Below are 22,870 nucleotides of genomic sequence, written 5' to 3' on the forward strand. Positions count from 1 at the left end.
GTTCAAAGCGATGGGTTCGCCTAAGCCAGCCCCAGCGCCTTGGCATGGTGGCGCAAATGGTCCTCAATGAAGCTGGCGATAAAATAGTAGCTGTGGTCGTAACCGGGCTGCAGGCGCAGGGTCAGCGGGTGATCGGCAGCCCTGGCCGCCTTCTCCAGAGCTTCGGGCTTGAGTTGCTCGGCGAGAAAGTCGTCGCGGTCACCTTGATCCACCAGCAGCGGCAGCTTTTCAGTGGCTTCGGCGATCAGGGCGCAGGTATCCCAGGCCTTCCAGCGTGCTCGCTCTTCGCCAAAAAAGCGCGTGAACGCCTTTTGCCCCCACGGGCAGGCCATGGGATTGCTGATGGGCGCCAGTGCCGATACCGAACGATAACGGCCTGGGTTGCGCAGCGCACAAACCAACGCGCCGTGGCCGCCCATGGAGTGACCACTGATACCGCGCTGTTCAGAGGCCGGGAAATGCGCCTCGACCAACGCCGGCAGCTCGTCGACCACATAGTCGTGCATGCGGTAGTGCTGGGCCCAGGGTTGCTGGGTGGCATTGACGTAAAAGCCGGCCCCCAGGCCAAAGTCCCAAGCGCCGTCCGGATCGCCGGGCACGTCGGGGCCACGGGGGCTGGTGTCAGGTGCGACGATGATCAACCCCAGCTCGGCAGCCAGGCGTTGCGCGCCGGCCTTCTGCATAAAGTTTTCATCGGTGCAGGTCAGCCCGGACAACCAATACAGCACCGGCAGCTTGCCGCCCTGCTCAGCCTGGGGCGGCAAAAAAACCCCAAACACCATGTCACAACCCAGCACGCGGGAACGGTGCCGGTAGCGCTTGTGCCAGCCGCCGAAGCTCTTCTGGCAAGAAATGTTTTCAAGTGTCATGGCGCACCTCAGAAATGGATGACAGTGCGGATGCTCTTGCCTTCATGCATCAGGTCGAACGCCTTGTTGATGTCGTCCAAGCCCATGGTGTGGGTTATGAACGTATCCAGCGGGATCTCGCCCTTCTGGGCCATGTCGACGTAGCTCGGCAGCTCGCTGCGGCCGCGTACGCCACCGAATGCCGAACCGCGCCAGACGCGCCCAGTGACCAGCTGGAATGGGCGGGTAGCGATCTCTTGGCCGGCACCGGCAACCCCGATGATCACCGACTCACCCCAACCTTTATGGCAGCTTTCCAGAGCGGCACGCATCAGTTGAACATTACCGATGCACTCGAAGGAAAAGTCCACGCCGCCGTCGGTCAAATCGACAATGACCTCCTGGATGGGGCGGTCATAGTCTTTCGGGTTGATGCAGTCGGTGGCACCCAGCTGGCGGGCGATCTCGAACTTGGACGGGTTGATATCAATGGCAATGATGCGGCTAGCCTTGGCCTTGACCGCGCCGATCAGCGCCGACAAGCCGATGCCGCCGAGGCCGAAGATCGCCACTGTGTCACCTGGCTTGACCTTAGCAGTGTTGATCACCGCACCAATCCCGGTGGTGACGCCACAACCGAGCAGGCAAACCTTTTCCAGAGGGGCTTCTTTCTGGATTTTCGCTACGGAAATCTCTGGCAACACGGTGTATTCGGAAAACGTCGAGGTGCCCATGTAGTGGTACAGGGGCTTACCTTCGTAGGAAAAACGCGTGGTGCCGTCTGGCATCAGGCCCTTGCCTTGGGTCAGACGGATCGCCTGGCACAGGTTGGTCTTGCCCGACAGGCAGAATTTGCACTTACCACACTCTGGGGTATAGAGCGGGATCACATGGTCACCCACGCCGACTGAGGTCACACCCTCGCCAACGGCTTCCACAATGGCACCGCCTTCATGGCCAAGAATCGATGGAAAGATGCCCTCTGGGTCGGCGCCCGACAAGGTGTAGGCATCGGTATGGCAAACACCTGAAGCGACCACCCGCAGTAAAACCTCGCCTGCTTTGGGCATGGCCACATCGACTTCGACGATTTGCAGGGGTTTGTTGGCTTCGAAAGCGACCGCGGCACGGGATTTCATCATCGTGGGTTCTCCATAAAGGATGTGGGAAATGGTTGCCAAGCAGTGTAATTCATAGCCGATTGATGAATAATCCCGCGACAGACAAAACATTAATGCCGTACAGGGATAATCCATGGGTGATGGACGTTGGGACGGTATCGACGAATTCGTCGCGGTAGCCGAGTGCAGCCAGTTCACCGCCGCAGCCGAACGCTTAGGGGTATCGTCCTCCCACATAAGCCGACAGATCGCACGATTGGAAGAGCGCCTGCAAACCCGCTTGCTTTACCGCAGTACCCGACGAGTGTCATTGACTGAGGCGGGGCAGACGTTTCTCCAGCACTGCCAGCGCTTGCAAGATGCCCGCGAAGAAGCCCTGCGTGCGGTCGGCGACCTGGCCAGTGAACCTAAAGGCCTGTTACGCATGACCTGTGCCGTGGCCTACGGCGAACGCTTTATTGTGCCGCTGGTGACCGACTTCATGGCGCAGTATCCGCAATTGCGGGTCGACATCGAATTGAGCAACCGGCCATTGGACCTGCTGCACGAAGGGCTCGACCTGGCCATCCGCCTGGGTCGCCTGCAGGAGTCCAGGCTCGTGGCCGCCAGGCTGGCGCCTCGGCGCATGTTTGTCTGCGCATCGCCAGCCTACCTGGCGCGCTATGGCCGCCCGCACAGCCTCTCTGAATTGGGCCGGCATAACTGCTTAATAGGCAATTCGGACATCTGGCAATTGAGCCACGGCGCCGGCGAATACGCCCAGCGGGTGCAAGGCAATTGGCGCTGTAACAGCGGGCAGGCGGTACTCGAAGCGGCGCTCAAGGGTGTGGGCCTGTGCCAACTGCCGGACTATTACGTGCTGGAACATCTGAACAGCGGTGCGCTGATCTCACTGCTAGAAGCCCATCAACCGCCGAATACGGCGGTGTGGGCCTTGTACCCGCAGCAACGGCATTTATCGCCGAAGGTACGCAAGCTGGTGGATCATCTACGCGAGGGTTTGGCCATACGAGCGGAATATGTGTCGCGATAAACACCCTGGAGGGGGCCGGGCGGGGGCTTCGCTTGCCCCCGATCTTTTGATCTTACATCCGCGGCGCCTTGATCTCAGAGCGGCGGCGTCCGTCACACCGGCCGCTGACGCGGCCTCTCGGGGCCAAGGCCCCTCCTACGTGGGCCAGCGTTGGCGTAGCCATTCCAGGTCTTCGGGGCGGGTGACCTTGATGTTGTCTGCGCGCCCTTCAACCAGGCGCGGGGCCAGGCCGGTCCATTCGATGGCCGAGGCCTCGTCGGTGATACCGACACCCGCTACCAGACTGTCGGCCAGGGCGCGGTGCAATGTTCCCAGGCGGAACATCTGCGGCGTGTAGGCCTGCCATATCTGGTGACGGTCCACCGTCTCGCTGACCCGGCCGCTGGCGTCGGCGCGCTTCAAGGTGTCACGGGCAGGCACGGCCAGCAGCCCGCCCACAGGGTCATCGGCGAGGCTAAACAACAAGCGGTCCAGGTCTTGGCGAGCCAGATTCGGCCGGGCCGCGTCGTGCACCAGCACCCAGTCGTCGTCGCTGGCACCTTGGGCATGTAGGTGCAACAGCGCGTTCAGCACCGAGTCGGCCCGCTCACGGCCGCCCACGGCGCGCTGGATACGCGGGTCGTGGGCACTGGCCAGGGTTGGCCAGAATGGGTCATCCGCTGCCAGGCTAACCACCAGCCCGAGCAACTGTGGGTGCCCGAGAAAACAGTCGAGGCTATGCTCCAGAATCGTGCGTTTGGCCAAGGACAAGTACTGCTTGGGCCGGTCTGCGGCCATACGCGCACCCACCCCCGCAGCGGGGATGACCGCCCAAAAATTTGGTAAGGAAATGGTCATTTTTGTGGCAACAGAAAAAGGGTCTCACCCTCTTTAAGCATGCCCAATTCATGCCGGGCCCGCTCTTCGACGGTTTCAGTGCCTTTTTTCAATTCGAGGACTTCTGCGTCGAGCACACGGTTGCGCTCAAGCAGACGGTCGTTCTCGGCATGCTGGTCGGCGATCTGTTGCTTGAGATCGGCGACTTGGGCCAGGCTGCCATTACCGACCCAGAGGCGGTACTGCAGGCCACCCAACATGAGCAGCAGAACAAGGAACAACCAATAAGGACTGCGCATCAAAATATCCAGAAAAAAAGACAGCCAGGCCTGTGGCTGATGGCAACCCGCCTGGCAATGGCCAGGCGGGAGGCAGTGTATCCATTACATCGGCCGCCCGCTGAATAGCCGCAGCGGCGCCAGGCGTCTTTTTACCATCTCTGGCTCAGCCGCGAAACTCCGCACGGCCATTGTAAAGGGCCTTGCCGCCCAACTGCTCTTCGATACGCAGCAGTTGGTTGTACTTGGAAACGCGATCGGAACGGCACAGAGAGCCGGTTTTGATCTGGCCCGCAGCCGTGCCCACGGCCAGGTCGGCGATGGTCGAGTCTTCGGTTTCACCGGAGCGGTGCGAGATAACTGCGGTGTAGCCCGCCGCCTTGGCCATCTGGATGGCTTCCAGGGTTTCGGTCAGAGTGCCGATCTGGTTGAACTTGATCAGGATCGAGTTGGCGATCTTTTTATCGATGCCTTCCTTGAGGATCTTGGTATTGGTCACGAACAGATCGTCGCCGACCAACTGCACTTTATCGCCGATCTTGTCGGTGAGGATCTTCCAGCCAGCCCAGTCGGATTCGTCCAGGCCGTCTTCGATGGAAATGATCGGGTAGCGGCTCGCCAGCCCGGCCAGGTAGTCAGCGAAACCGGCGGCGTCGAATTTATGCCCTTCGCCGGCCAGATCGTAGGTACCGTCCTTGTAGAATTCGCTCGCGGCGCAGTCCAGGGCCAGGGTTACATCGGTGCCCAACTTGTAGCCGGCTTTCTCGACCGCCTCGGCAATGGCGCCCAGGGCGTCTTCGTTGGAGGCCAGGTCAGGTGCGAAGCCGCCTTCGTCGCCCACGGCAGTGCTCAAGCCACGGGCTTTGAGGACCGCTTTGAGGTGGTGAAAAATCTCGGTGCCCATGCGCAGTGCTTCGCTGAAGCTCTTGGCGCCTACCGGCTGAACCATGAACTCCTGGATGTCGACGTTGTTATCGGCATGCTCGCCGCCATTGATGATGTTCATCATAGGCACCGGCATGGAGTAAACGCCGGGGGTGCCATTGAGGTTGGCGATGTGCGCGTACAGCGGCAGGTCCTGGTCCTGCGCAGCCGCCTTGGCAGCCGCCAGGGACACAGCGAGGATTGCGTTAGCGCCCAGCGAGGCTTTGTTCTCGGTGCCATCGAGGGCAATCATGGCGTGGTCGAGAGCTTTCTGGTCGACCGGGTCTTTGCCCAACAGCGCATCACGGATCGGCCCGTTAATGTTGGCCACGGCCTTGAGTACGCCCTTGCCCAAGTAACGGCTCTTGTCGCCATCACGCAGCTCCAGCGCCTCGCGCGAGCCCGTGGAAGCACCGGACGGCGCGCAAGCGCTGCCGATGATACCGTTATCGAGCAGTACGTCCGCTTCCACAGTAGGGTTGCCGCGGGAGTCGAGAACTTCACGACCTTTGATGTCGACGATTTTTGCCATTGTTATAAACACTCCAAGGTTGACTGGTACACCGCGCCAGGCTGTCGAGCAGGCTGGCGCGGAGGCAAGAGCAAGTGCTGGGCAGCCCGCAGGCCAGAGCGCTATTTGAGCGATACTTTACCGCAAAGATCCCGTTAGGCGGTTTCTATCGTCGGAAAACTTTTGACCAGATCGTCCAACGCTTTGAGCTGCGTCAGGAAAGGTTCGAGCTTATCCAAACGCAGTGCACAAGGGCCATCGCACTTGGCATTGTCCGGGTCTGGGTGGGCTTCCAGAAACAGCCCGGCCAAGCCCTGGCTGAGGCCCGCCTTGGCCAGGTCGGTGACCTGGGCGCGGCGACCACCGGCAGAGTCCGAACGGCCACCTGGCATTTGCAGGCTGTGGGTGACGTCGAAGAACACCGGGTATTCGAACGACTTCATGATGCCGAAGCCCAGCATGTCGACCACCAGGTTGTTATAACCAAAGCTGGAGCCGCGCTCGCACAGGATCAACCGGTCGTTACCCGCTTCTTCGCACTTGTTCAGGATGTGCTTCATTTCCTGAGGCGCGAGAAACTGGGCTTTCTTGATATTGATCACCGCGCCGGTCTTGGCCATGGCCACCACCAGGTCGGTCTGGCGCGAGAGAAACGCGGGCAACTGAATGATGTCACACACCTCGGCCACCGCCGCCGCTTGCGCGGGCTCGTGGACATCGGTGATCAGCGGCACATTGAACGCAGCTTTGACGTCTTCGAAGATGCGCAGGCCTTCTTCCAGACCAGGGCCACGGAAAGACGTCACCGAAGAACGGTTGGCCTTGTCGAAGCTGGCCTTGAAGACATAAGGGATGCCCAGCTTCTCGGTCACGCGAACATACTCTTCGCACACCTTCAGGGCCATGTCGCGCGATTCCAGCACGTTCATGCCACCAAACAGCACGAACGGTTTGTCGTTAGCGATATCGATGGAACCGACGCGAATAATCTTCTGTGCCATGGGGTCAGGCCTTTTTCTGATGTTGAGTCAAAGCGGCTTTGACGAACCCGCTGAACAACGGGTGGCCATCACGCGGCGTCGAGGTGAACTCAGGGTGGAACTGGCACGCCACGAACCATGGGTGATCCTTGGCCTCCACCACTTCGACCAACGCACCGTCGCCGGAGCGGCCGGACACCAGCATGCCTGCGGCCAGCAGCTGCGGCAGCAAGTTGTTGTTGACCTCGTAACGGTGGCGATGGCGCTCGACGATGACGTCTTTGGCGTAGCAGTCGTGAACCTTGGAGCCGCTGTCGATCTGGCACTCCTGGGCGCCCAGGCGCATGGTGCCGCCAAGGTCGGAGGCTTCGGTACGGACTTCCACGGCACCGGTGGCATCGGCCCATTCGGTGATCAGACCCACCACCGGGTGGCCGCTGCTGCGGTCGAACTCGGTGGAGTTGGCGTCTTTCCAGCCCATCACGTTACGGGCGAATTCGATGACGGCCACTTGCATGCCCAGGCAGATACCCAGGTACGGCACTTTGTTTTCGCGGGCATATTGCACAGCGGTGATCTTGCCTTCGACGCCACGCAGGCCAAAGCCACCGGGCACCAAGATGGCGTCAACACCGTCGAGCAGGCCGGTGCCTTGGTTTTCGATGTCTTCGGAGTCGATGTAACGCAGGTTGACCTTGGTGCGGTTCTGGATACCGGCATGGCTCATCGCTTCGATCAACGACTTATAGGCGTCCAGCAGCTCCATGTACTTACCGACCATGGCAATCGTGACTTCGTGCTGCGGGTTGAGCTTGGCGTCTACCACTTTGGCCCATTCGGACAAGTCGGCAACGCCGCATTCCAGGCCGAAACGCTCGACGACGAAATCATCCAGGCCTTGTTCATGCAGCACGGCGGGGATCTTGTAAATGGTGTCGACGTCTTCCAGGGAGATCACCGCACGCTCTTCAACGTTGGTGAACGAGGCGATCTTGCGGCGCGACGAAACATCCACGGGGTGATCGGAGCGGCAGATCAGCACGTCTGGCTGCAAGCCGATGGAGCGCAATTCTTTCACCGAATGCTGCGTCGGCTTGGTCTTGGTCTCGCCCGCGGTGGCAATGTACGGCACCAGGGTGAGGTGCATCAGCATGGCCCGCTTGGCGCCCACTTCGACCCGCAACTGGCGGATGGCTTCGAGGAACGGCTGGGATTCGATATCACCCACGGTACCGCCAATTTCGACCATGGCCACGTCGGCATCGCCAGCGCCCTTGACGATGCGGCGTTTGATTTCGTCGGTAATGTGCGGAATGACCTGGATGGTCGCACCCAGATAATCACCCCGGCGCTCTTTACGCAGCACGTGCTCGTAGACACGCCCGGTGGTGAAGTTGTTGTTCTGGGTCATGGTCGTGCGGATGAACCGCTCGTAGTGGCCCAGGTCCAGGTCGGTTTCGGCGCCGTCATGGGTGACGAACACTTCGCCGTGCTGGAACGGGCTCATGGTGCCCGGGTCGACGTTGATGTAAGGGTCCAACTTGAGCATGGTGACCTTAAGTCCCCGCGCCTCCAGGATGGCCGCCAATGAAGCCGAGGCAATGCCTTTCCCCAATGAAGAAACAACACCGCCCGTGACGAAGATGTAGCGCGTCATGAAAAACCCTAGAAGTCTGCGTTAAAGCGGTCAGAGCCGCCGGGGAAAGCGAAGGAAGGCCGAAGCCTCCGATGGCCAGAACTGCCTGGCAATCGGCAACTGCCGTGAATCCGAGGGGTTCACAGAAGCTCTATCAAGAAGGGAGCGTAGTCTACCGGAATTGCCCTTTCAGCTCAAACACTGCGCGTTGGTCGGCGGCATCCATTTCATTTGCCAGCCGCTTTGGCATAACGAAGGCAGGTTCGCCACCGCTTGCAAGCGCCCGTCGCAGAACAGTAACGGCAGACGCGAGCGGACAAAACTGGGTAAACCGCTTTCATTGAGCAAGCGCTTGAGGTCGCGTTGCCCGCGCCCCGGTACATCGATCGATTCGCCGCCCTGGCGGTAACGCACTTCAGCGGCTTGACTGCCTGGCGGCCCCTGCCACTCGACTTGGCCATTACCGGGCAATAGCCCCCCGCTGGGCGCGCCGGGCACCTGCAACCAGGGCCCGGCCAGCCACCAGATGCGCCCTGCCCCGGCCCGCAGCTCGCCGTCGGTGAGGCGCCACACAGCGTTCGCCGGGTCGGGCGCGTCCCGCAGGGCGTCCCAACCCGCCCAATGACGGCTGTCGGGCAATCGGGTGAAAGCCGCCAGCCAATGTTGCAGCGCATTGCGCTGGCGCGCCGGGGATAACGCGCGCAGCGGCGCCAGCGCCAGGGAAGGCAGCGGCAGCCAGGCAAAAGGCGCAGGCGAGCGAGCGGCCTGAAGGTCTTCCTCGGCCAGGCTGTCAAGCAGCTCCAGGGCTTCACCGAGGTGCCCGGCGCTGCGCGCCAGCGCCGCCGAAGCCTGCGGCCAACGCGCGTGCACGCTGGGCAGCACTGTGTGGCGCAAGTAGTTGCGTGACAGCCCGGTGTCGGCATTGCTGGGGTCTTCGACCCAGTCCAATTGCTGGGCCTGGGCATACTCAAGCAAGGCGCTGCGCGGGCAATCGAGCAGCGGCCGCACCAGCCAGCCGGCACCTAAACGCCGTTGCGCAGGCATGCCCGCCAAACCGCGCACCCCAGCGCCGCGCAGCAAGCGAAACAACAGCGTCTCGGCCTGGTCGTCGCGGTGCTGGGCGGTGAGCAGTAGCTCGTCGGGTTGCAGGCAACGGCTAAAGGCCCCATAGCGGGCGTTACGCGCCCCTTGCTCAAGGCTGGCGCCGGGCTCGACCGTGACCCTGAGAACCTGTAACGGCACGCCAAGGCCATGGCAGATTCGACTGCAATGGGCCGGCCAGGCGTCAGCAGGCATTTGCAGACCATGGTGCACATGCAAGGCGACGAGGCGCGGCAACGCCTGTTCGCGGGCCAGTGAGGCCAGCAAATGTAACAGCACAGTGGAATCGAGGCCGCCAGAGTAGGCGATATACCAGGTTGGTGCGTTGCGCAGGGGGGCAAGGTTGGCTAGCAATCGCGCGGCTAGGGGATGCATGGCGAGCGCCTTGGCAAGTTTAAAAGGCCGGGACCTGAGCCCCGGCCTTTCAGCGTTTTTAGAGGCCGTAGCTCATCAAACGGTCGTAACGGCGTTGCAGTAAGGCATCGTGGTCGAAGCCCTTGAGCATCTCCAACTGGTCGGTCAGCGCTTGGCGAATCGAAGCAGCGGCGCGCGCTGGGTCGCGATGGGCGCCACCCAGGGGCTCGTCGATCACCTGGTCAACGATGCCCAGGCCTTTCAGACGCTCTGCAGTGATGCCCATGGCTTCTGCGGCATCGGAGGCCTTTTCGGCGGTTTTCCACAGGATCGACGCACAACCTTCTGGCGAGATCACCGCGTAGGTAGAGTACTGCAGCATGTTCAACTGGTCGCAAACGCCGATGGCCAGCGCGCCGCCGGAACCACCCTCGCCAATCACCGTGGCGATGATCGGGGTCTTCAGGCGGGCCATGACCCGCAGGTTCCAGGCAATGGCTTCACTTTGGTTGCGCTCTTCAGCGTCAATCCCAGGGTAGGCGCCAGGGGTGTCGATGAAGGTCAGGATCGGCATCTTGAAACGCTCGGCCATTTCCATCAGACGGCACGCCTTGCGATAGCCCTCAGGGCGCGGCATGCCGAAGTTACGCCGAACTTTCTCGCGCACTTCGCGGCCTTTCTGATGGCCGATGATCATGACTGGCTGATCGTTCAGACGCGCGACGCCACCGACGATGGCGGCGTCATCGGAGAAGTGGCGGTCACCGTGCAGCTCATCGAACTCGGTAAAAATGTGCTGGATGTAGTCCAGGGTGTAGGGGCGGCGCGGATGGCGCGCCAGCCGCGCAATCTGCCAGCTGGTCAGATTACCGAAAATACTTTCGGTCAGCGTGCTGCTTTTTTCCTGCAGGCGTGAAATCTCGTCGCCGATGTTCAGCGAGTTATCGTTGCCCACCAGGCGCAACTCTTCGATCTTGGCTTGCAGGTCAGCGATCGGCTGTTCGAAATCAAGAAAATTCGGGTTCATAGGCATCCGTCTTCGGTCGACGGCCAAGGGGCCGGCCGGTTGATCCGTTTGGCGCCCACCTTAAAGGACGGGCGCATTCAGGTCGAGATTAATCATCGATGTTAGCGATATTGCAAAAAGACGTTCTCACGCCCGAACTGGTCACGCAGCGCTTGAATCAACCCGTCACCCGGGTCGATACGCCAGCGCTCGCCAAACTGCAGCATGGCCTTGGCGTCGCTGCCGGTATATTCCATGGTGATCGGGCAAGCGCCGCGGTGACGCTTGCACAGGTCGCCCAACCAACTCAGGCGGTCGCCCTTGAGGGCTTCGACGTTGACCTTCAAACGCAGGCTTTCGGCCAGGTTGGTGCGCGCATCTTCCATGGTCATCACGCGCTTGACCCGCAGGCGCAGGCCACCGGAGAAGTCATCGTTGCTGACTTCACCTTCCACCACCACCATGGCGTCGGTTTGCAGCAGGGCCTGGGCGGCCATGAACGCATCGGCGAACAGGGACGCTTCGATCCGCGCGGAACGGTCATCGAGGGTAATGAAGCCCATCTTGTCGCCTTTTTTGTTTTTCATCACCCGCAGGGCAATCACCATGCCCGCCACTGTCTGGGTTTCGCGCGAGGGTTTCAGGTCAATGATGCGCTGGCGCGCAAAGCGGCGAATCTCGCCTTCGTACTCGTCTATCGGGTGCCCGGTGAGGTACAGCCCCAGGGTGTCTTTTTCCCCGCGCAAACGCTCTTTGAGGGTTAATTCCTTGGCCTTGCGATGGCTGGCGTAGACATCGGCGTCGGCTTCCACGAACAGGCCGCCAAACAAGTCGGCGTGGCCGCTGTCCAGGGTACGGGCGGTTTGTTCGGCCGCGCGAATCGCTTCTTCCATGGCCGCCAACAGCACCGCACGGTTGCGGTCGATATGGGCGTGGTACGCCTTGGTTTCTTCATGAAAGTGCGGGCCCAGGCGGTCCAGGGCGCCACTGCGGATCAGCCCGTCCAGGGTGCGCTTGTTGATGCGCTTGAGGTCAACGCGCTCGCAGAAATCGAACAAGTCCTTGAAGGGGCCCTCGCGGCGCGCTTCGATGATCGCCTCCACCGGCCCCTCCCCGACCCCCTTGATCGCGCCCAGGCCATAGACGATACGGCCTTCGTCATTGACCGTGAACTTGAACTCGGAGTTGTTCACATCCGGCGCGTCCAGGCGCAGCTTCATGGTGCGCACTTCTTCGATCAAGGTCACGACCTTGTCGGTGTTGTGCATATCGGCCGACAGCACCGCAGCCATGAAGGGCGCTGGGTAGTGGGTCTTCAGCCAGGCGGTCTGGTACGAGACCAGGCCATAGGCCGCCGAGTGAGACTTGTTGAAACCGTAGCCGGCGAATTTTTCTACCAGGTCAAAGATGTTGCCCGCCAGGTCCGGGTCGATGTTGTTGGTGGCGCAGCCTTCAATGAAACCGCCGCGCTGCTTGGCCATTTCTTCGGGTTTCTTTTTACCCATGGCCCGGCGCAGCATGTCGGCGCCGCCCAGGGTGTAGCCGGCCATGACCTGGGCGATCTGCATCACCTGTTCCTGATACAGGATGATCCCGTACGTCGGCGCCAACACCGGTTTCAAGCCTTCGTACTGGTAGTCCGAATGCGGGTAGGCCAACTCGGCGCGCCCGTGCTTGCGGTTGATGAAGTCGTCCACCATGCCGGACTGCAGCGGCCCCGGACGAAACAGGGCGACCAGGGCGATCAAGTCTTCCAGGCAGTCGGGCTTGAGCTTTTTGATCAGCTCTTTCATGCCCCGCGACTCCAGCTGGAACACTGCGGTGGTCTCGGCCTTTTGCAGCAACTGGTAGGTCGGTTTGTCGTCCAGGGGGATGAAAGCGATGTCCAGCGGCGCCTCGTTGACCTTGGCGCGCTCGCGGTTGATGGTCTTCAGGGCCCAATCGATGATGGTCAGGGTGCGCAGGCCGAGGAAGTCGAACTTGACCAGGCCGGCGGCTTCCACGTCGTCCTTATCGAACTGGGTGACCAGGCCGTCGCCCTCTTCATCGCAGTAAATCGGCGCGAAGTCAGTGAGCTTGGTTGGCGCGATCACCACCCCGCCCGCGTGCTTGCCGACGTTGCGCACGACACCTTCGAGCTTACGCGCCATCTCCCAGATTTCGGCAGCCTCTTCATCGACCTTGATGAAGTCGCGCAGGATTTCTTCCTGCTCGTAGGCCTTTTCCAGGGTCATGCCGACTTCGAACGGGATCATCTTCGACAGGCGGTCCGCCAGCCCGTAAGACTTGCCCTGCACCCGCGCCACGTCGCGCACCACCGCCTTCGCTGCCATGGAACCGAAGGTGATGATCTGGCTGACCGCGTTGCGGCCGTATTTGTCGGCCACGTAATCGATCACCCGATCACGGCCGTCCATGCAGAAGTCGACGTCGAAGTCGGGCATGGACACCCGTTCGGGGTTGAGGAAACGTTCGAACAGCAGGTCGTATTCCAGCGGGTCGAGGTCAGTGATCTTCTGCACATAGGCCACCAGCGAGCCCGCACCTGACCCACGGCCGGGGCCGACCGGCACGCCGTTGTTTTTGGCCCACTGGATAAAGTCCATCACGATCAGGAAGTAACCGGGGAAGCCCATCTGGATAATGATGTCCAGCTCGAAATTGAGCCGGTCGACATACACCTGGCGCTTGCTCTCGTAGTCCTCGGTGGTGTCTTTGGGCAGCAGCACACTGAGGCGGTCTTCCAAGCCATCGAATGAGACCTTGCGGAAATACTCGTCGATGGTCATGCCATCGGGAATCGGGTAGTCCGGCAGAAAGTGCTTGCCCAGTTTGACTTCGATGTTGCAGCGCTTAGCGATTTCTACCGTGTTTTCCAGGGCCTCGGGCAAGTCGCTGAACAGCTCGGCCATTTCTTCCGGGCTCTTGAGGTATTGCTGGTCACTGTAATTCTTGGAGCGCCGTGGGTCGTCGAGGGCCCGGCCTTCGCCGATGCAAACGCGGGTTTCATGGGCTTCGAAGTCTTCCTGCTTGATGAAGCGCACGTCGTTGGTGGCCACCAGCGGCGCGCCCAGACGGTCGGCCAGGGCTACGGCGGCGTGCAGATATTCCTCGTCGTTGGTGCGGTTGGTACGTTGCACCTCAACGTAGAAACGGTCTGGAAATACCGTCATCCATTCGCGTAGCAGTGCATCCGCTTCACCAGGGTTACCGCCCAGCAAGGCCATGCCGATTTCGCCTTCACGGGCAGCCGACAGGGCGATCACCCCTTCGCTGGCCTCCGCCACCCAATGGCGCTCGATGACGACCTGGCCATTACGCTGGCCATCGATAAAGCCGCGAGAGATCAGCTCGGTAATATTGCGATAGCCCTTGGCGTTCATCGCCAGCAGGCTGATGCGGCTCAACGGCGCCTCGGCGTCGCGCCCGGCCAGCCACAGGTCGGCACCGCAAATAGGCTTGATGCCCGCGCCCATGGCGGCTTTGTAGAATTTGACCAACGAGCACATGTTGTTTTGGTCGGTCACCGCCACCGCCGGCATGTTCATGCTAGCCAGGGCCTTGGCCAAGGGTTTGATCCGCACCAGGCCATCGACCAGCGAGTATTCGGTATGCAGGCGAAGATGAACGAATGAAACCGGCATAGTGATCCTATTAATGCATATAACGACAAAGCCCGGATTGTACCGGGCCTTGGCGCAAACATCAGCCCACCTGTGTGGGTTACTGCTGGGCGAGGCGCTCGACGGCGGCATAAGCCGCGCGCACTGGGCCGAACGAGCGCCGGTGAATCGGCGTCGGGCCCAGGCGCGCCAAGGCTTGCAGATGCACTGGGGTGGGGTAACCCTTGTGGGCGCCAAGGCCATAACCGGGGTAGACCCGTTCGAGGGCAGCCATTTCCCGATCGCGGCTGACCTTGGCCAGAATCGAGGCTGCGGCGATGGCCGGCACCTTGGCGTCACCCTGGATCACCGGCGCGCAGGGTACCGACAGTGCCGGGCAGCGATTGCCGTCGATCAGCGCCATGGACGGGGTAATGTGCAAGCCTTCCACGGCGCGCTGCATGGCGAGCATGGTGGCGTGCAGAATGTTTAGCCGGTCGATCTCTTCGACCTCGGCCCGAGCGATGCACCAGCTCAAGGCTTTTTCGCAGATCTCAGCGTAAAGGGCTTCACGGCGAGCTTCGGTCAGTTTCTTCGAGTCATTGAGGCCACGGATCGGCCGCGAAGGATCAAGGATCACAGCGGCCGTGACCACCGCACCACAAAGTGGCCCACGGCCAACCTCATCGACACCGGCAACGAGTGCTTCGACCAAATCGAAGTCCAGCCCCAGGGGTAATTGGCGCACCGTCATTGTAATGTTCCGTCGACCAAGGCCAGCACCGCTTCGGCCGCCTGATTGGATGCATCTCGGCGCAAGGTGTGGTGGATCTGGGCAAACCCACTGGTTTGCGCTTCGCCCTCTTGCAACAAGGGTAACAGTGCCTGGGCCAGCGCCTCTGGCGTGGCCGCGTCCTGCAGCAACTCAGGCACCAGCATGCGCTGGGCCAACAGGTTGGGCAGGGAAACATAAGGGCTGGAAACCATACGCTTGAGGATCCAGAACGTCAGCCCGGACAACCGGTAAGCAACGACCATTGGCCGCTTGTACAACAAGGCCTCAAGGGTAGCGGTGCCCGAGGCGATCAGGACCGCATCGCACGCGGCCAGGGCCAAGTGTGAGCGGCCATCGAGCAGGGTGACCGGCAGTGGTTGAGGCAGCGCCGCTAGCATGGCTTCGAGCTGCACCCGGCGCTCGGCATTGGCGCAAGGCAGCACGAAGCGCAGTTCAGGGCGCTGCGCCAACAGGCGCTGGGCGGTTTCGAAGAATAAAGCGCCCAAGCGCCCTACTTCACCACCGCGGCTGCCAGGCATCAAGGCGACCACCGCATCACTGGCGGCCAACCCCAACTCGGCACGGGCGCCCTGGCGGTCGGACTGCAACGCGATGGTGTCGGCCAAAGGATGGCCAACGAAACGCACTGGCACGCCCTGTTCTTGGTAAAAGCGCGCTTCAAAGGGGAACAGAGTGAGCATCAGGTCGCAACCCTGGCGAATCTTCAGCACGCGCTTCTGGCGCCAGGCCCACACCGATGGGCTGACGTAGTGCACCGTACGAATGCCTGCCTGGCGCAGTTTGAGCTCAATGTTCAGGGTGAAGTCCGGCGCATCGATCCCGATGAACACATCGGGCCGCTCGGCGATCAGGGTAGCGATGAGGGCTTTGCGCTTGCCCAATAATTCGCGCAGGCGACCCAGCACCTCCACCAGCCCCATGACCGCCAAGCGCTCCATGGGGAAGTAAGACACCATGCCCTCGGCTTCCATCAGCGGGCCACCCACGCCAATGAACTGGATGTCGGGGTGACGGTGCTTCAGTGCCCGCATTAAACCCGAGCCCAGGATATCGCCACTGGCCTCGCCCGCCACCAACGCCACTTTCAGCGGAGCTGCGCGTGACATCAGCGGGTGATACCGCGGGTGGAGCTCTGGATCGAGTGCAGGAACACCGCAACCTCGGGGTGCTGGGCGGCAGGGCCGGCCAAATCGGCCACCGCCTGGTCGATAGTCAGACCTTGGCGATAAACGGTTTTATAAGCGCGGCGCAGGGCTTGAATGGCTTCGTCGCTGAAACCACGGCGGCGCATACCCTCGAAGTTCATGCTGCGGGCTTCGGCTGGGTTGCCGAACACCGTTACGAACGCAGGGACGTCCTTACCAATGGCAGTGCCCATACCGGAAAAACTGTGGGCACCGATACGGCAGAACTGGTGCACCAGGGTAAAGCCGGACAGGATCGCCCAGTCGTCTACATGCACGTGCCCCGCCAGGGCGGTATTGTTGACCAAGATACAGTGGTTGCCGATGACGCTGTCATGGCCGATGTGCGCGTAGGCCATGACCAGGTTGTGGTCGCCCAGGGTGGTTTCGGAGCGGTCTTGCACGGTGCCCCGATGGATTGTCACACCTTCGCGAATCACATTGTGGTCGCCGATCACCAGGCGAGTGTCTTCGCCCTTGTATTTCAAATCGGGGGTGTCTTCACCCACCGAGGCGAATTGGTAGATACGGTTAAATTTGCCGATACGGGTAGGACCCTTGAGGATCACATGTGGCCCGACGACAGTCCCCTCGCCTAATTCAACACCGGCGCCGACGATCGACCAAGGGCCGACCTCGACTCCATCCGCCAATACGGCAGAAGGATCGATGATTGCACGAGGGTCAATCAAACTCATAGCGCGCGTTCCGCACAGACGATTTCCGCTGAGCATACCGCTTTACCATCGACCAGCGCACGGCAGGCGAAACGCCAGATCTGGCCTTTCTTACGCAAGAACTGAGCCTCGAGGATCAATTGGTCGCCGGGCAACACTGGCTGGCGAAAGCGCAATTTGTCGGTACCGACGAAGTAGTAGAGCGTACCGTCCGCAGGCTTGGTGTTGAGTATCTTGAAGCCGAGAATACCCGCAGCCTGGGCCATGGCCTCAATGATCAAAACACCGGGCATAATGGGATGCGCCGGGAAATGACCATTGAAAAATGGTTCATTGATGCTCACGTTCTTGTAAGCACGAATAGTCTGGGCTTCGGTATCCAGCTCGACCACGCGATCAACCAGCAAGAAGGGATAGCGGTGCGGCAGGTATTCGCGAATCTCGTTGATGTCCATCATTTCGTGGGGCAAGCCTGTATTAAAGATAGGGAGCGCACGACCGACGCAGCGCGCTCCTATTGCAAATCAAGGGGCAGTCTAGCGGCTGTTCACGCTTGATATGGAATTGGTATCAGCCATCAGATGAAGCTTTACCGCCTGGGGTCACGCCCTCGACGCGCTTTTCGACCTGCTGCAAGCGTTTGTACATGTCATCGAGCTGGCGGATGCGTGCCGCGCTCTTGCGCCACTCGGCCGCTGGTTGCATAGCCGTGCCAGACGAGTAGCTGCCCGGTTCGGTGATGGAACGCGTCACCATGGTCATCCCGGTGATGAAGACACCGTCGCACACATCGATGTGGCCGACCAGGCCAACGCCACCGGCCAGCATGCAATGCTTACCGATGCGGGTACTGCCGGAAATCCCGACGCACGCGGCCATAGCGGTGTGATCTCCCACCTGAACGTTGTGGGCGATCTGGATCTGGTTGTCGAGCTTAACGCCATTGCCGATACGCGTGTCGGCCAAGGCACCACGGTCGATGGCCGTGTTGACACCGATTTCTACGTCGTCGCCGATACTGACACCACCGACCTGGGCGATCTTTTGCCAGACACCTTTTTCGTTGGCAAAACCAAAGCCTTCCCCCCCTAACACGGCGCCAGACTGAATGACTACGCGCTGCCCGATCCGGACATCGTGATAAAGCGTCACGCGCGGCGCCAACCAACCGCCCTCACCGATTTCACAGCGCGCCCCAATGAAGCAATGCGCGCCAATAGTGACGCCTGCCGCAATGCGTGCGCCGCTTTCGATCACGGCAAATGGGCCGACGCAGGCCGTAGGGTCTACCACGGCATCGGGGGCAACTACCGCACTGGCGTGGATGCCGGCGCTTGCCTTGGGTTTGGGGTCGAACAGGTGCGAAATGCGTGCGTAGGCCAGGTAAGGGTCGGCAACGATCAAGGCGTTCCCAACATAGCCTTGCGCGTCGGCGGCCTTGAGCAGCACCGCCGCAGCCCGGCATTCGCCGAGGAACTTGCGGTACTGGGGGTTGGCGAGAAAGCTCAACTGACCCGGGCCGGCCTCCTGCAAGGTGGCCAGCCCGGTGATGTCAGTTTCCGCGGAGCCACACAGAGTAGCGCCGAGGAAGTCGGCCAGTTGGCCGAGCTTCATAGTGGCCGTCATGATCAACGCAGCTGGTTCATGCGCTCAATGACCTGGCGGGTGATGTCGTACTGAGGCTTGACATCGATTACCGCGCCACGCTCGAAGACCAGGTCGAACCCGCCCTTCTTGATGACTTCTTCCACCGCGCCGTCGAGCTTAGGCTTGAGCTGCTTGAGCATCTCACGGTCGGCTACGGCTTTGGCTTCGTTCAGCTCCTTGGACTGGAACTGGAAATCCCGGGCCTTTTGCTTGAACTCCAGCTCCAGGCGCTCGCGCTCAGGCTGGGCCATTTTGTCGCCACCGCTGACCAAACGGTCTTGGATGCCTTTGGCGCTGCTTTCAAGGGTTTTCAGTTTGGTCAGCTGCGGGCCGAATTTCTTCTCGGCATCCACTGCATATTTTTTCGCCGCGTCGGATTCCAACAGGGCCATTTGATAGTTCAACACGGCGATTTTCATATCGGCGAATGCCGGCGTCGCGCCCAGGGAAGCGGCGAGGGTGGCGGCCAGAACTACCATTTGAGTCAACTTGCGCACGGTACACTCCTACAAAATTCGTTGCTATTAGCTAAAGTCAGACGCTTAGAAAGTCTGGCCCAGAGAGAATTGGAACACCTGCGTTTCGGCGTTGGTCGGTTCCTTGATCGGCATGGCCAGGCTGAAGCTCAGCGGGCCCAATGCAGTGATCCAGGTCACACCCAAACCAGCCGATACCGCCATGTTACCCAACTCGATCTTGGTGCAATCGGCCGAGCCGCTTGGGCAGCTGGTGTCGAACACGTTACCGACGTCCATGAACAGCGACGTACGCAGCGAGCGCTGGTCCTTCACGAAAGGCAGCGGGAACAGCACTTCAGCACCACCGGTGATCTGCACGTTACCACCGAAGGCCAGCGGGTCTTGGTCTGGGTCGCGAGCAGTGCCTGGGCGGTTACCGGTACTCGGGGTACTGCGCGGCCCAAGGGTGCTGTCTTTGAAACCACGGACCGAGTTGAAACCACCGGCGTAGTAGTTCTCATAAAACGGCAAGCCATCGGTGGAACCGTAGCCGTCGCCATAACCCAACTCGCTGTGGAAGCGCAGGGTGTAGTTTTCGTTGATAGGGGTAAACAGTTGGCCACGGTAGTCGATCTTGTAGAACGACAGGTCGCTGCCCGGTACGGTGATTTCACCGGTCAAGCTTTGCGAAGCACCACGGGTTGGCAACACGCCCTTGTTCAAGGTCGACGAAGACCAGCCGGCCGACGCCTTGAAGTTAAGGAACTTGGTACCTTCTTTGTCGATGAAGTCGAAGATCTCGTCAACGGTGTAGGTGCCGGTCTTGATCTCGTCCTGCTGGGCGGTGAGGCCGAAGGTCAGGCGCGAGGTTTCGCTGATCGGGTAACCGAAGTTGATACCGGCGCCCAGGCTGTCTACTGCGTAGCTCGCCACGTCGACGTCGAGGTCGTCGTAGTTGGTGGTGCGGTAGAAAGCGTTGTAGCCCAGGCTCACGCCGTCTGGCGTGTAATACGGATCGACATAGCTGAAGTTGTAGCGGCTCTGGTATTCGCTGCGGGTCAGGCCGACGGACACACGGTTACCGGTACCCAGGAAGTTGTTCTGGGTAATCGAACCACCGAGGATCAGACCTGCGCTCTGGGCGAAGCCAACGCTGGCGGTAATGGAACCGGACGCTTGTTCTTCCACGCTGTAGTTGACGTCGACCTGGTCATCGGTGCCTGGCACCGCTGGGGTTTCGACGCTCACTTCCTTGAAGAAGCCCAGACGCTCGAGGCGAGTCTTGGACTGGTCGATCAGGTACGTCGATGCCCAGCCACCTTCCATCTGGCGCATCTCGCGGCGCAGCACTTCGTCTTCGGACTTGGTGTTGCCGCGGTAGTTGATGCGGTTCACGTAAGCGCGCTTGCCAGGGTCGACGACGAAGGTCACGTCTACGGTACGGTCGGCTTCGTGGGGCTGGGGCACACCGTTGACGTTGGCAAAGGTGTAACCATCGTTACCCAGACGGCGGGTGATCAGTTCGGACGTGGTGGTCATCAGCTTCCGCGAGAACACCTGGCCTTTCTGCACCAGCAGCAACTGCTTGACCTGGTCTTCCGGGACTTTCAGGTCACCGTTGAGCTTAACCTCGCCGACCGTGTATTTCTCACCTTCGTTGACGTTAACGGTGATGTACACGTGCTTCTTGTCAGGGGTCATGGACACCTGGGTCGAGGCGATGTCCATATTGATGTAGCCACGGTCCAAGTAGTAGGAACGCAGGCGTTCGAGGTCACCGGAGAGTTTTTCGCGAGCGTACTTGTCATCGTTGCGGAAGAACGACAGCCAGTTGGTGGTCTTGAGTTCGAACAAGTCGGTGAGGTCTTCTTCGGGGAAGACCGAGTTGCCCACCACGTTGATGTGCTGGATAGCAGCGACGGTGCCCTCGTTGATGTTGATCTTCAACGAAACACGGTTGCGCGGCTGGGGCACCACCTCGGCGTCGACGGTAGCCGAATAACGACCCTGCGCCACATATTGGCGTTGCAGTTCGTTACGCACCCCTTCGAGGGTCGCGCGCTGGAAGATTTCACCTTCAGCGAGCCCGGACTGTTTCAAGCCCTTGAGCAGGTCCTCGGTGGAAATCGCTTTGTTGCCTTCGATCTCGATGGCGGACACCGAAGGCCGCTCGACCACCGTGATGACCAGGACGTTAGCGTCTCGACCCAATTGGATATCTTGGAAAAAGCCGGTTTTGAACAGGGCTCGAGTGGATTCCACCAGGCGACTGTCGTCAGCCTGGTCACCTACGTTCAACGGCAACGCGCCAAAGACGCTGCCAGCGGATACCCGCTGGAGGCCATTGACACGAATATCGGAGATGGTGAAGGACTCGGCGTGAACTTCAGCGATCATCAGTACGGCGAGAACCGCAGTTAGCAGCAGACGTTTCATGAAGTCCTTTCTTATTCCAACTGGCAATAAACAAACTGCCGCAGGTGCGGCAGGTTCGCAATTGAGCGAAGCGTTACAGTCGACCCAAATCGTTGATCAGGGCCAGTAACATCACCCCGACTACCAAACTGATACCGATTTGGATTCCCCAACCTTGAACCCGATCGGAGACCGGGCGACCACGCACCCACTCGATCAGGTAAAACAGCAAATGCCCCCCATCCAATACTGGAATGGGCAGCAGATTAAGAACTCCTAGGCTAATGCTCAGGTAAGCGAGGAAGTTCAAGAAATCCCCCACGCCGGACTGGGCCGAAGCGCCCGCCACTTTAGCAATGGTTATCGGTCCACTCAAGTTTTTTACCGAGAGCTCGCCGAACAACATTTTCTTCAGTGATTCGAGGGTCAGCACACTCATGGTCCAGGTACGATTCGCCGCCTCGGCAATCGCCTCTACCGGGCCATAGCTGACCTCGCGCAGCATCGTTGCTGGCCATTCGACAGGTTTCACCCCTGCGCCCATGTAGCCCGCGGCGGCTTTTCCTTCGCCCTTAGTAGCCAGTTGCACCGGCAGATCGAGCTGCTCGCCGCCACGCTGGACGGTCAAGACGACCCGCGCGCTCGGCTTGACCCGCACGCCATCGACGACCTGCTGCCAATCGGCCAAGGGTACACCATCGAGCGCCAGTAAGCGGTCACCTGTCTGCAGACCCGCCGCATGGGCCGGGCCCTGCGGATCGATCTCGGCCAATACTGGCTCTACCGACGGCCGCCAGGGTCGGATGCCCAGCGAGCGGATGGGGTCTGGGTCGTCCGAGCCTTTGAGCCATTGATCCAGTACCAGGGTATGAGCGGCCTCAGTGCCACCGTCGACGTCACGGGAGACCACTTGCAGCGAGCCGCTTTCGCCGAGTCGGCGCACCAACTGCAGGTTGACGGCCCCCCACCCGGCCACGGGCTTGCCGTCTACCGATACGATTTCCTGGCCAGCCTGCAGCCCCGAGACGGCAGCGATACTGCCCGCTTCGACAGCGCCCACCACTGGCCGCATCTGCTGGCTGCCCATCATCGCCAGCACCCAGAAAAATACCAGGGCCAGAAGGAAGTTGGCGATGGGGCCTGCCGAGACGATGGCGATGCGTTGACGCACCGTTTTACGATTGAACGATTGATCGACCTGGTCGAGGGGCACTTCGCCCTCGCGTTCGTCGAGCATCTTCACGTAGCCGCCCAGCGGGATGGCTGCAACGACGAACTCCGTACCATGCCGGTCGTGCCAACGCACCAGCGGCATGCCAAAGCCCACAGAGAAACGCAGCACTTTCACGCCACAGCGGCGGGCGACCCAGAAATGGCCGAATTCGTGGAACGTGACCAGCACACCCAAGGCGATCAGGGTACCGACGATCATGTAAAGCGCACTCATAATTCTCTCCGTACAGCTTGGCCAGGGGCTTAACAA

Annotated in this window: 19 protein-coding genes; 1 reads left to right on the top strand and 18 read right to left on the bottom strand. The window is 60.7% G+C overall.

Translation table 11 applies throughout. The features are described from left to right. Positions 1–20 precede the first annotated feature (20 nt). Both fghA and QCL65_RS20180 read right to left on the bottom strand, forming a co-directional pair. Positions 21–869 (bottom strand): S-formylglutathione hydrolase, encoded by an 849-nt coding sequence (gene fghA, locus QCL65_RS20175; RefSeq protein WP_407311879.1) that lies wholly within the window; start codon positions 867–869, stop codon positions 21–23. An 8-nt stretch (positions 870–877) separates the two neighbouring features. Next, positions 878–1,990: an S-(hydroxymethyl)glutathione dehydrogenase/class III alcohol dehydrogenase gene (locus QCL65_RS20180; RefSeq protein ID WP_407311881.1), complete on the bottom strand. Its 1,113-nt coding sequence runs from the start codon at positions 1,988–1,990 to the stop codon at positions 878–880. A 112-nt stretch (positions 1,991–2,102) separates the two neighbouring features. Between QCL65_RS20180 and QCL65_RS20185 the strand changes: the two genes are divergently transcribed. After that, positions 2,103–3,002 carry a LysR family transcriptional regulator gene (locus QCL65_RS20185; protein WP_407311883.1) on the top strand — a complete coding sequence of 300 codons (900 nt, stop codon included), beginning with the start codon at positions 2,103–2,105 and terminating at the stop codon, positions 3,000–3,002. Between the two features lie 135 nt (positions 3,003–3,137). Here QCL65_RS20185 and ispD read toward each other — a convergent pair whose 3' ends face one another. From ispD to rseP, 16 genes are all read right to left on the bottom strand, one after another. Continuing rightward, on the bottom strand, positions 3,138–3,839 hold the full coding sequence (gene ispD / locus QCL65_RS20190) for a 2-C-methyl-D-erythritol 4-phosphate cytidylyltransferase (protein ID WP_407311885.1): 702 nt from the start codon (positions 3,837–3,839) through the stop codon (positions 3,138–3,140). Then, positions 3,836–4,117: a cell division protein FtsB gene (gene ftsB, locus QCL65_RS20195; protein WP_407311888.1), complete on the bottom strand. Its 282-nt coding sequence runs from the start codon at positions 4,115–4,117 to the stop codon at positions 3,836–3,838. Before ftsB ends, ispD begins: the two co-directional genes overlap by 4 nt. Before the next feature lie 145 nt (positions 4,118–4,262). Continuing rightward, positions 4,263–5,552: a phosphopyruvate hydratase gene (gene eno, locus QCL65_RS20200; RefSeq protein WP_407311890.1), complete on the bottom strand. Its 1,290-nt coding sequence runs from the start codon at positions 5,550–5,552 to the stop codon at positions 4,263–4,265. A 134-nt stretch (positions 5,553–5,686) separates the two neighbouring features. Next, positions 5,687–6,532 carry a 3-deoxy-8-phosphooctulonate synthase gene (kdsA, locus tag QCL65_RS20205; protein WP_407311892.1) on the bottom strand — a complete coding sequence of 282 codons (846 nt, stop codon included), beginning with the start codon at positions 6,530–6,532 and terminating at the stop codon, positions 5,687–5,689. Between the two features lie 4 nt (positions 6,533–6,536). Then, complete coding sequence (locus QCL65_RS20210) at positions 6,537–8,168, bottom strand: CTP synthase (RefSeq protein WP_407311894.1); 1,632 nt, start codon at positions 8,166–8,168, stop codon at positions 6,537–6,539. 168 nt (positions 8,169–8,336) lie between these two features. Further along, the gene (tilS, locus tag QCL65_RS20215) at positions 8,337–9,623 is read right to left on the bottom strand and encodes a tRNA lysidine(34) synthetase TilS (RefSeq protein ID WP_407311896.1); all 1,287 of its coding nucleotides are present in this window, start codon (positions 9,621–9,623) and stop codon (positions 8,337–8,339) included. 58 nt (positions 9,624–9,681) lie between these two features. Beyond that, complete coding sequence (locus QCL65_RS20220) at positions 9,682–10,629, bottom strand: acetyl-CoA carboxylase carboxyltransferase subunit alpha (protein ID WP_407311898.1); 948 nt, start codon at positions 10,627–10,629, stop codon at positions 9,682–9,684. Positions 10,630–10,730: 101 nt separating this feature from the next. Further along, on the bottom strand, positions 10,731–14,252 hold the full coding sequence (gene dnaE, locus QCL65_RS20225; RefSeq protein ID WP_407311900.1) for a DNA polymerase III subunit alpha: 3,522 nt from the start codon (positions 14,250–14,252) through the stop codon (positions 10,731–10,733). A gap of 79 nt (positions 14,253–14,331) precedes the next feature. After that, complete coding sequence (rnhB, locus tag QCL65_RS20230) at positions 14,332–14,964, bottom strand: ribonuclease HII (RefSeq protein WP_407311902.1); 633 nt, start codon at positions 14,962–14,964, stop codon at positions 14,332–14,334. Next, complete coding sequence (gene lpxB, locus QCL65_RS20235) at positions 14,961–16,112, bottom strand: lipid-A-disaccharide synthase (protein WP_407311904.1); 1,152 nt, start codon at positions 16,110–16,112, stop codon at positions 14,961–14,963. The genes rnhB and lpxB overlap by 4 nt, the downstream gene beginning before the upstream one ends. Continuing rightward, a complete protein-coding gene (gene lpxA / locus QCL65_RS20240; RefSeq protein WP_407311906.1) occupies positions 16,112–16,888 on the bottom strand; it encodes an acyl-ACP--UDP-N-acetylglucosamine O-acyltransferase in 777 nt (258 codons plus the stop codon). Before lpxA ends, lpxB begins: the two co-directional genes overlap by 1 nt. Further along, positions 16,885–17,325 (bottom strand): 3-hydroxyacyl-ACP dehydratase FabZ, encoded by a 441-nt coding sequence (fabZ, locus tag QCL65_RS20245; protein WP_407311908.1) that lies wholly within the window; start codon positions 17,323–17,325, stop codon positions 16,885–16,887. Before fabZ ends, lpxA begins: the two co-directional genes overlap by 4 nt. Positions 17,326–17,437: 112 nt before the next feature. Then, positions 17,438–18,493, bottom strand: coding sequence for a UDP-3-O-(3-hydroxymyristoyl)glucosamine N-acyltransferase (gene lpxD / locus QCL65_RS20250; RefSeq protein ID WP_407311910.1), 1,056 nt, complete (start codon positions 18,491–18,493; stop codon positions 17,438–17,440). 2 nt (positions 18,494–18,495) lie between these two features. Further along, positions 18,496–19,011, bottom strand: a complete 516-nt coding sequence (locus QCL65_RS20255; protein ID WP_407311912.1) for an OmpH family outer membrane protein — start codon at positions 19,009–19,011, stop codon at positions 18,496–18,498. A gap of 45 nt (positions 19,012–19,056) precedes the next feature. Further along, a complete protein-coding gene (gene bamA, locus QCL65_RS20260; protein ID WP_407311914.1) occupies positions 19,057–21,408 on the bottom strand; it encodes an outer membrane protein assembly factor BamA in 2,352 nt (783 codons plus the stop codon). A 73-nt stretch (positions 21,409–21,481) separates the two neighbouring features. Further along, positions 21,482–22,834, bottom strand: coding sequence for an RIP metalloprotease RseP (rseP, locus tag QCL65_RS20265; RefSeq protein WP_407311916.1), 1,353 nt, complete (start codon positions 22,832–22,834; stop codon positions 21,482–21,484). Between the last annotated feature and the right edge of the window lie 36 nt (positions 22,835–22,870).

The sequence above is a fragment of the Pseudomonas sp. nanlin1 genome (assembly GCF_045571515.1).
GTDB lineage: Bacteria > Pseudomonadota > Gammaproteobacteria > Pseudomonadales > Pseudomonadaceae > Aquipseudomonas.